Here is a 7840-nt window from a genome sequence, read left to right on the forward strand (position 1 = left end):
ACACCAATTCTGTATGAAGATGCACACAAAAATACTTCCCCTATAGTCCCCCCTTCTAAAGCTACCGTGTACAGTTTAATCAAGTAGCCTAATAGGGTTTTGATGCCCCCCTAACCCCCAATTCTGGGGGAATAAGTCCCCCAAACTTGGGGGATTTGGGGGGCTAAATAATCATAAAATGAAGACAGATAGATAGCCCTTCTAAGGAGGGACGGCAAAGCCGGCGGTTAATAAGTATATGCAGCTTCACATAAAATTGGTATGAGAAATTCATCTTCACAAGTTCCTCAAATTCTTTGCCTATAAATATTCAATGAATGGCAAATGGCAAACATTAATGGTCAATACTAGGTAAACTAATATAGAGGTATATATGTTTAACAAAATCTTAGTTGCTGTTGATCGCTCAGATATGAGCAAAGAAGTTTTCAAACAGGCTTTAACTCTAGCCAAGTTAACATCTGCCAACTTAATGTTGCTGCACGTTTTATCACAGGAAGAAGAAGGTACACCCGAAGCGCTGATTTTTCCCAATATTGACTACTATCCGGGCTGGAATGAGCAAACTTTTAAGTTATACCAAGAACATTGGGACAAATTTAAACAAGAAAGTTTGCAGATGTTACAGTCATTTAGTGCCGAGGCAAATACATCCGGTGTTCAGGCGGAATTTACTCAAAGTAGTGGTAGTCCAGGAAGAAAAATCTGTGACTTTGCCACCGTTTGGAATGCTGACCTGATTATTATGGGACGACGCGGCCGTTCGGGAATAGCAGAATTTTTTCTCGGTAGCGTGAGTAACTATGTGTTACATCATGCCCGTTGTACAGTCCAGATTGTAAATCTTCCTGTCACTTCTGGCAATAAAGAATAGACTATAAACTAGGGGAATGGATACATAAGAATTTAGGTGGGGTAGCCGTCCTGGCAAGATAATTTGTAAATTTGCCCAAGACTATTACGTAAGTATTCAACTATAGCCCTCCTTCATATCTAGATCCCCGACTTCTTTTATTAATTGTGTCCATAAATGATAAATTGATCACAGAAGTCGGGGATCTTTTTACCTAACCTGAATTCTTACCCAATTACCAATTACCAATTACCAATTATTATGAAAACTACAGTTCGCCCTCCAGCAAATCATCCCAGTGGAGATAAACGTTTGAAAATGTTGGATGCAACTATCAAACGTCATCAATATCAACAAGATGCACTGATTGAAATTCTCCATCGGGCTTCAGAATTATTCGGTTATTTAGAGTTAGATTTATTGTTGTATATTTCCCATCAATTAAAATTACCACCGAGTCAGGTTTATGGTGTAGCAACTTTTTATCATTTGTTTTCCCTTGCCCCTAAAGGTAAACATAATTGTGTAGTTTGTACAGGTACAGCTTGCTATGTGAAAGGCTCACAAGCAATTTTAACAACTTTAGAAACAGCCACCAAAATTAAAGCAGGTGATACTACCCCAGATGGGGAAATTTCCTTAATGACTGCTAGATGTTTGGGTGCTTGCGGTATTGCGCCGGCAGTAGTTTTTGATGGTGCAGTTTTAGGAAATCAAACCCCTGAATCAGTATGTGAAAAAGTGGGAGAATGGCAAAATGGAACTAAATGAATTATTAGAAATTGCTAGAACTGAACGTTCGCAAACTAAACCTGTACATATTCGTTGTTGTACTGCTGCGGGTTGTTTATCTTCTGGTTCTCAAGCTATCAAAGATAATTTAGATGCTGCGGTAAAAGCTTCTGGTTTAGAAGATCAAATACAGGTTTCCGGTGTAGGTTGTATGCGGCTTTGTTGTCAAGGTCCTTTAGTGCAAGTGAGTCAAGAAAAGCCGGAAGAAACCAAACTTTTTGAACAAGTTACTCCAGAAGATGCACCAGAAATTATTGCAGCAATACGGGGGAAAGAAACGAGTTTAAAACAGCAGAATTTGCAGCAACCATTTTTCACTCATCAATTACCAATTGTCTTAGAAAACAGTGGTAAAATTGACCCAGAAAGGATTCAATCTTATATTGTTGAAAATGGCTATCAAGCCCTGTTTCAAGTATTAAGAGAAATGAAACCTACGGAAGTAGTTGAAACCATTACAAAAAGTGGGTTAAGGGGAAGAGGTGGTGCTGGTTATCCCACAGGTTTAAAATGGGCAACAGTGGCAAAATCTCCAGGTGAGAAAAAGTTTGTTATTTGTAATGCTGATGAAGGTGATCCCGGTGCATTTATGGATCGGAGTGTGTTAGAAAGTGATCCCCATCGAGTATTAGAAGGAATGGCGATCGCCGCTTATGCCATCGGTGCAAGTCAAGGTTATATTTATGTCAGGGCAGAATATCCAATTGCGATTAAACGCCTAGAAACTGCCATTCACCAAGCCCAAAGATTAGGATTATTAGGTTCAAAAATCTTTGAATCGCCCTTTGATTTTAAAGTTGAAATTCGCATTGGTGCCGGTGCTTATGTTTGCGGTGAAGAAACAGCTTTAATGGCTTCTATTGAAGGTAAACGCGGTGTACCTCATCCCCGTCCACCCTATCCTGCTGAGTCCGGTTTATGGGGTTATCCCACCCTAATTAATAATGTGGAAACCTTTGCCAATATTGCCCCAATTATCAGAAATGGCGCTGAATGGTTTGCGGGTATTGGTACAGAAAAAAGTAAAGGAACAAAGGTTTTTGCACTAGCTGGAAAAATCCGTAACACAGGTTTAATTGAAGTACCAATGGGGACAACCTTACAAAAAATTGTCGAAGAAATGGGAGGAGGTGTTCCCGATGGCATCGCCAAAGCAGTACAAACAGGTGGCCCTTCCGGGGGATGTATTCCTGCTTCTGCATTTGCTACACCAGTAGATTATGAATCCTTAACTGCTTTGGGATCAATGATGGGTTCTGGTGGGATGATTGTCATGGATCAAACTACAAATATGGTGGATGTAGCGAGATTTTTCATGGAATTTTGTATGGATGAATCCTGTGGTAAATGTATTCCTTGTCGAGTGGGAACTGTGCAACTACATAATTTATTAACCAAAATTAGTGATGGTAAAGCAGCAAAAGCTGATTTGGAATTATTAGAAGAACTCTGCGACATGGTGAAATATACAAGTTTATGTGGTTTAGGCCAGTCCGCACCCAATCCAGTTTTTAGCACCTTGCGATACTTTCGAGATGAGTATTTAGCATTGATCAAGTAGGGGCGAAGCATTCGGAAAATAAATTTGGGAAAAAACCGATAATTTTCAGTCCGAATGCTTCGCCCTTACAAATCCTCCACGCATTCGGAAAATAAATTTGGGAAAAAACCGATAATTTTCAGTCCGAATGCTTCGCCCTCAGGATATCCAAGATTAAAGGATTTACAGGATAGAAATTAAGAGTTACAAAAAATATCTCTCAAACTCTGATTTCTCTGCGTCCTCTGCGGTTCGTTTATCAATATCTAAATCAGGACATAAAGGATCAAGAATTACCCATTACCAATATTATGACAGTAAAAACATTAACAATTAACGGGGAAATGATCAGCGCCCGTGAGGATGAAACCTTACTAGAAGCAGCACAGGAAGCAGGTATACATATTCCTACACTATGTCATTTAGAAGGTGTGGGAGATGTGGGTGCTTGTCGTTTGTGTTTAGTAGAAATTGCTGGAAACAATCGCCTTTTACCAGCTTGCGTTACCAAAGTAGCTGAAGGAATGGAGGTGACAACAAATAGCGATCGCTTGCAAAAATATCGGCGTACAATTATCGAAATGCTATTTGCTGAAGGTAATCATGTTTGTTCCGTGTGTGTAGCCAATGGCAATTGTGAATTACAAGATTTAGCCATAGAGATGGGGATGGATCATCTGCGGTTAGAATATCAAAATCCTCAGCGTCCTGTGGATACTTCTCATCATCTTTTTGGCGTTGATCATAATCGTTGTGTCCTTTGTACTCGCTGTATTCGCGTCTGTGATGAAATCGAAGGCGCGCATACTTGGGACATGGCCGGAAGAGGATCAAAATCTCACGTAATTACTGATTTAAGTCAGCCTTGGGGAACTTCTCAAACTTGTACTTCTTGTGGTAAATGTGTGAATGCTTGTCCTACAGGGGCATTATTTGATAAAGGTTCAAGTGTAGGTGAAATGGTACATGATCGGGGCAAAATTGATTTCTTAGTCAATGCACGAACTAAAAAACAATGGAATTTTTAGTTATTGATTATTAGCCATGAATTAACCAAATTACAATTTTATGCTACACCTGATTTACAAAAAGTTTGGGCATATATTTACAGTGGGAATATTGACAACTGTTATATTCCTGGGTTTAGGAAGTTTCACCTGCCAGAGTGCAATAGCGCAGCACTCCCTAGTAATTGGTGTAGTTACCAAAATAGAAGAAACATCAGGAGAAGTTCTTTATCGTTCACAAACAAAATTAGATGATAACTTAGGTAAAGTTTGGCAAGTGGTGTTATTTAAACAAGCTTACCCTGGAGAAAAGTCTAATATTAATTTACGTTTAGTTGGTTTTCCTGGTTCAGTGGAATTAATTCATCCCCAACCGTTAAGAATTACCTCAAAAACTGGTCAAAATTGGAAGGCTTCTGATATATTTTTAGATGAAGCGCCAGCCCCTACAATTGGTCAATATGATCTTACAGAAATATTGCCCCAATTGCCAATAGAAGTTCTAACTTTAGCAATACCTTTACCTGGAGATAAATCTATTAATATATCAGTTCCTATCAAGGTTGTAAAAGAATGGAAGTTATTAATTACAAATGAACAGGGATCATAAAATATGACTAAAATAAAATTTGCAACAGTCTGGTTAGGTGGGTGTTCTGGTTGTCATATGTCCTTTCTTGATTTGGACGAATGGTTAATCACCTTAGCCGCCCATGTTGATGTAGTTTATAGTCCCATCGCTGATATTAAAGAATATCCAGAAGGAGTGGATGTCGTATTAGTTGAAGGGGCGATCGCTAACGAAGAACATTTAGAATTAATTCACAAAATTAGAGAACGAACAAAAACCATAATTTCCTTTGGAGATTGCGCTGTTACTGGTAATGTTACCGCCTTACGTAATCTTGCCGGTGGTGCTGAACCAGCTTTACAATTAGCCTATGTTCAAGCAGCCGATATTAATCAAAAAATCCCCAATTCACCAGGTATTGTTCCGCCTTTGTTAGAGAGAGTTGTCCCTGTTCATAAAGTAGTAGATGTTGATATTTATTTACCAGGCTGTCCACCTTCAGCCCCTCGGATTAAGGCTGCAATTGAACCCTTATTAAGAGGAGAAAAACCCCCTATGGATGGACGAGAAATGATTAAATTTGGGTAATTTGGTAGTAGGTGATTGGGTGGAAAATAAATTACTAATCTCCTGACTCCTATTTTTCCAGAGGTAAATTATGTTAACAGCAGCAGATGTAATGACACAAGATGTGGCAATGATTCGCAGTTCAGCCACCGTCAAAGAAGCAATTGATTTAATGAAATCTAGAGACTGGAGAGCATTAATTGTAGATCGTCGTCATGAACAAGATGCCTATGGCATAATTTCAGAAACTGATATTGTTTATAAGGTCATAGCATACAATAAAGATCCCAATGAAGTCCGTGTGTATGAAATAATGACTAAACCTTGTATTGTTGTCAATCCAGAATTAGGTTTAGAATATGTAGCCAGATTATTTGCTAATTATCATCTTCATCGTGCGCCTGTAATTAGTGGTGAACTATTAGGAATAATCTCACTTACCGATATTTTAGCCCGCAGTAGTTGTTTAGAAAAACCGCGCTCATTTTTCTTAGAAGAAGAATTACAACACGAAATTAAAAAAGCTCGTCTTGTTTCCGCCGAAAAAGGTACTAATTCCCCCGAATCTGCCGCAGCTTGGGATGCAGTAGAAGAAATTCAAGCCGAAATTGCCCACCAACGCGCCAAAAAACCCCTAAAAACAGCTTTTGAAGAATACTGTGAAGAATATCCAGAAGCCGCAGAAGCTAGGATGTATGATTCGTAATTTACAGGATATAGTAGTAGGGGCAAAGCAGTTGCAGGACAATATTTACAATAATTAATCACATCTTATTTACAAATGCCTTGCCCTTAAATATTCTGGCAATTAGTATAGGTAGGTTGGGTTAACATAAGGAAACCCAATATTCCCTTAACTTTCTTGGGTTTCACTTTGTTCCATCCAACCTACAATTTTCTATTATTACCAATCACCTATTACGTATGAAAACAATTGTTATTGATCCGGTAACTCGTATTGAAGGTCACGCGAAAATTAGCATTTATTTAGATAATGATGGTCAAGTAAATGATGCCCGGTTTCATGTGACTGAATTTCGCGGTTTTGAAAAGTTTTGTGTCGGTCGTCCTTTCCCAGAAATGCCAGGAATTACCGCCAGAATTTGCGGTATTTGTCCAGTCAGTCATTTATTAGCATCAGCAAAAACAGGCGATCAAATACTAGCTGTCACCATTCCTAAAACTGCCACAAAATTACGCCGTTTAATGAATTTAGGGCAAATAGTCCAATCCCATGCTTTAAGTTTTTTCCATCTTAGCGCCCCAGATTTTCTGTTAGGAATGGACAGCGAACCAGCAAAACGTAACGTTTTCGGTTTGATAGCATCTGACCCAGAATTAGCCAGAGGTGGGATTCGTTTACGGCAATTTGGACAAGAAATTATTGAATTATTAGGAGGCAAAAAAGTCCATCCTTCTTGGGCTGTCCCTGGTGGAGTCAGTGACCCCTTAACATCAGAAAATCGTACTCATATTCAACAACGTATTCCTGAAGCTAAAACCACAGTTTTAAATGCCATAGATTTATTCAAAAGTTTGTTAAAAGATTACGAAAAAGAGGCTCAAACTTTTGGTAATTTTCCTAGTTTATTTATGGGGTTAGTTACTCCTGATGGTTTATGGGAAACCTATGACGGACATATCCGTTTTGTTGATAGTGCGGGTAACATTGTTGCTGATAAATTAGATGCTAATAACTATCATGAATTTATCGGTGAAGCAGTCCAAACTGATTCTTATTTGAAATCGCCTTATTATCGTCCTTTAGGCTATCCTGATAATAGTGATCATTGTCGTTTAGACAGTGGAATGTATCGCGTTGGACCTCTAGCCAGATTGAATGTTTGCAGTCATATTGGTACACCATTAGCAGATAAAGAATTAAAAGAATTTCGTAGTCATGGAATTGGTACTGTAAAATCTTCTTTCTTTTATCATTATGCGCGATTAATTGAAATTTTAGCATCTATTGAACACATTGAAATTTTACTTGATGATCCAGATATTTTATCAACTCGTTTGCGTGCAGAAGCTGGTATTAATCAATTAGAAGCTGTAGGTGTAAGTGAAGCCCCAAGGGGAACATTATTCCATCATTATCAAGTTGATGAAAATGGCTTAATGCTAAAAGTGAATCTGATTATTGCTACCGGTCAAAATAATTTAGCAATGAATCGTACAGTTGCCCAAATTGCTCGTTATTTTATCCAAGGTAGTGAAATAAAAGAAGGAATGTTAAACCGTGTTGAGGCTGGTATTCGGGCTTTTGACCCTTGTTTAAGTTGTTCTACCCATGCCATGGGACAAATGCCTTTACTAATAGAATTAGTGGCAAAAGATGGTACTGTCCTTAATCAAATTTCACGGTAGTGTTGATTTTGGATTCAGATTGATTCAGAACCCCGACTTCTTTTATTAATTGTGTCTATAAATGATAAATTGATCACAGAAGTCGGGGATTTTTTTACCTCACCTGAATTCTTACTATATTTGGTTCTTCAGTACCTAAT

The 7840-nt window shown here is 38.4% G+C and carries 8 protein-coding genes; all 8 read left to right on the top strand.

Translation table 11 applies throughout. From position 1 onward, the window contains the following. Positions 1-373: 373 nt before the first annotated feature. Complete coding sequence (locus CUN59_RS13680) at positions 374-874, top strand: universal stress protein (RefSeq protein ID WP_104388362.1); 501 nt, start codon at positions 374-376, stop codon at positions 872-874. Positions 875-1114: 240 nt separating this feature from the next. Further along, complete coding sequence (gene hoxE, locus CUN59_RS13685) at positions 1115-1624, top strand: bidirectional hydrogenase complex protein HoxE (RefSeq protein WP_104388363.1); 510 nt, start codon at positions 1115-1117, stop codon at positions 1622-1624. Continuing rightward, positions 1611-3206 (top strand): NuoF family protein, encoded by a 1596-nt coding sequence (locus CUN59_RS13690; protein ID WP_104388364.1) that lies wholly within the window; start codon positions 1611-1613, stop codon positions 3204-3206. Before hoxE ends, CUN59_RS13690 begins: the two co-directional genes overlap by 14 nt. A gap of 290 nt (positions 3207-3496) precedes the next feature. Further along, on the top strand, positions 3497-4213 hold the full coding sequence (hoxU, locus tag CUN59_RS13695; RefSeq protein WP_104388365.1) for a bidirectional hydrogenase complex protein HoxU: 717 nt from the start codon (positions 3497-3499) through the stop codon (positions 4211-4213). A gap of 40 nt (positions 4214-4253) precedes the next feature. Continuing rightward, complete coding sequence (locus tag CUN59_RS13700; protein ID WP_104388366.1) at positions 4254-4802, top strand: DUF3122 domain-containing protein; 549 nt, start codon at positions 4254-4256, stop codon at positions 4800-4802. 3 nt (positions 4803-4805) lie between these two features. Continuing rightward, complete coding sequence (locus CUN59_RS13705; RefSeq protein ID WP_104388367.1) at positions 4806-5351, top strand: NADH-quinone oxidoreductase subunit B family protein; 546 nt, start codon at positions 4806-4808, stop codon at positions 5349-5351. 70 nt (positions 5352-5421) lie between these two features. Then, positions 5422-6036, top strand: coding sequence for a CP12 domain-containing protein (locus tag CUN59_RS13710; protein WP_104388368.1), 615 nt, complete (start codon positions 5422-5424; stop codon positions 6034-6036). A 218-nt stretch (positions 6037-6254) separates the two neighbouring features. Next, positions 6255-7700: a Ni/Fe hydrogenase subunit alpha gene (locus CUN59_RS13715; RefSeq protein WP_104388369.1), complete on the top strand. Its 1446-nt coding sequence runs from the start codon at positions 6255-6257 to the stop codon at positions 7698-7700. Positions 7701-7840 lie beyond the last annotated feature (140 nt).

Origin of the sequence: Cuspidothrix issatschenkoi CHARLIE-1, from assembly GCF_002934005.1 — a bacterium.
In the GTDB taxonomy this organism is placed as follows: Bacteria; Cyanobacteriota; Cyanobacteriia; order Cyanobacteriales; family Nostocaceae; genus Cuspidothrix; species Cuspidothrix issatschenkoi.

Bases quoted from the DNA above. Each gene is read 5' to 3' on its own strand.
- hoxE (WP_104388363.1), top strand. From the start codon at position 1,115: ATGAAAACTACAGTTCGCCCTCCAGCAAATCATCCCAGTGGAGATAAA.
- hoxU (WP_104388365.1), top strand. From the start codon at position 3,497: ATGACAGTAAAAACATTAACAATTAACGGGGAAATGATCAGCGCCCGT.
- CUN59_RS13715 (WP_104388369.1), top strand. From the start codon at position 6,255: ATGAAAACAATTGTTATTGATCCGGTAACTCGTATTGAAGGTCACGCG.
- CUN59_RS13700 (WP_104388366.1), top strand. From the start codon at position 4,254: ATGCTACACCTGATTTACAAAAAGTTTGGGCATATATTTACAGTGGGA.
- CUN59_RS13710 (WP_104388368.1), top strand. From the start codon at position 5,422: ATGTTAACAGCAGCAGATGTAATGACACAAGATGTGGCAATGATTCGC.
- CUN59_RS13680 (WP_104388362.1), top strand. From the start codon at position 374: ATGTTTAACAAAATCTTAGTTGCTGTTGATCGCTCAGATATGAGCAAA.
- CUN59_RS13690 (WP_104388364.1), top strand. From the start codon at position 1,611: ATGGAACTAAATGAATTATTAGAAATTGCTAGAACTGAACGTTCGCAA.
- CUN59_RS13705 (WP_104388367.1), top strand. From the start codon at position 4,806: ATGACTAAAATAAAATTTGCAACAGTCTGGTTAGGTGGGTGTTCTGGT.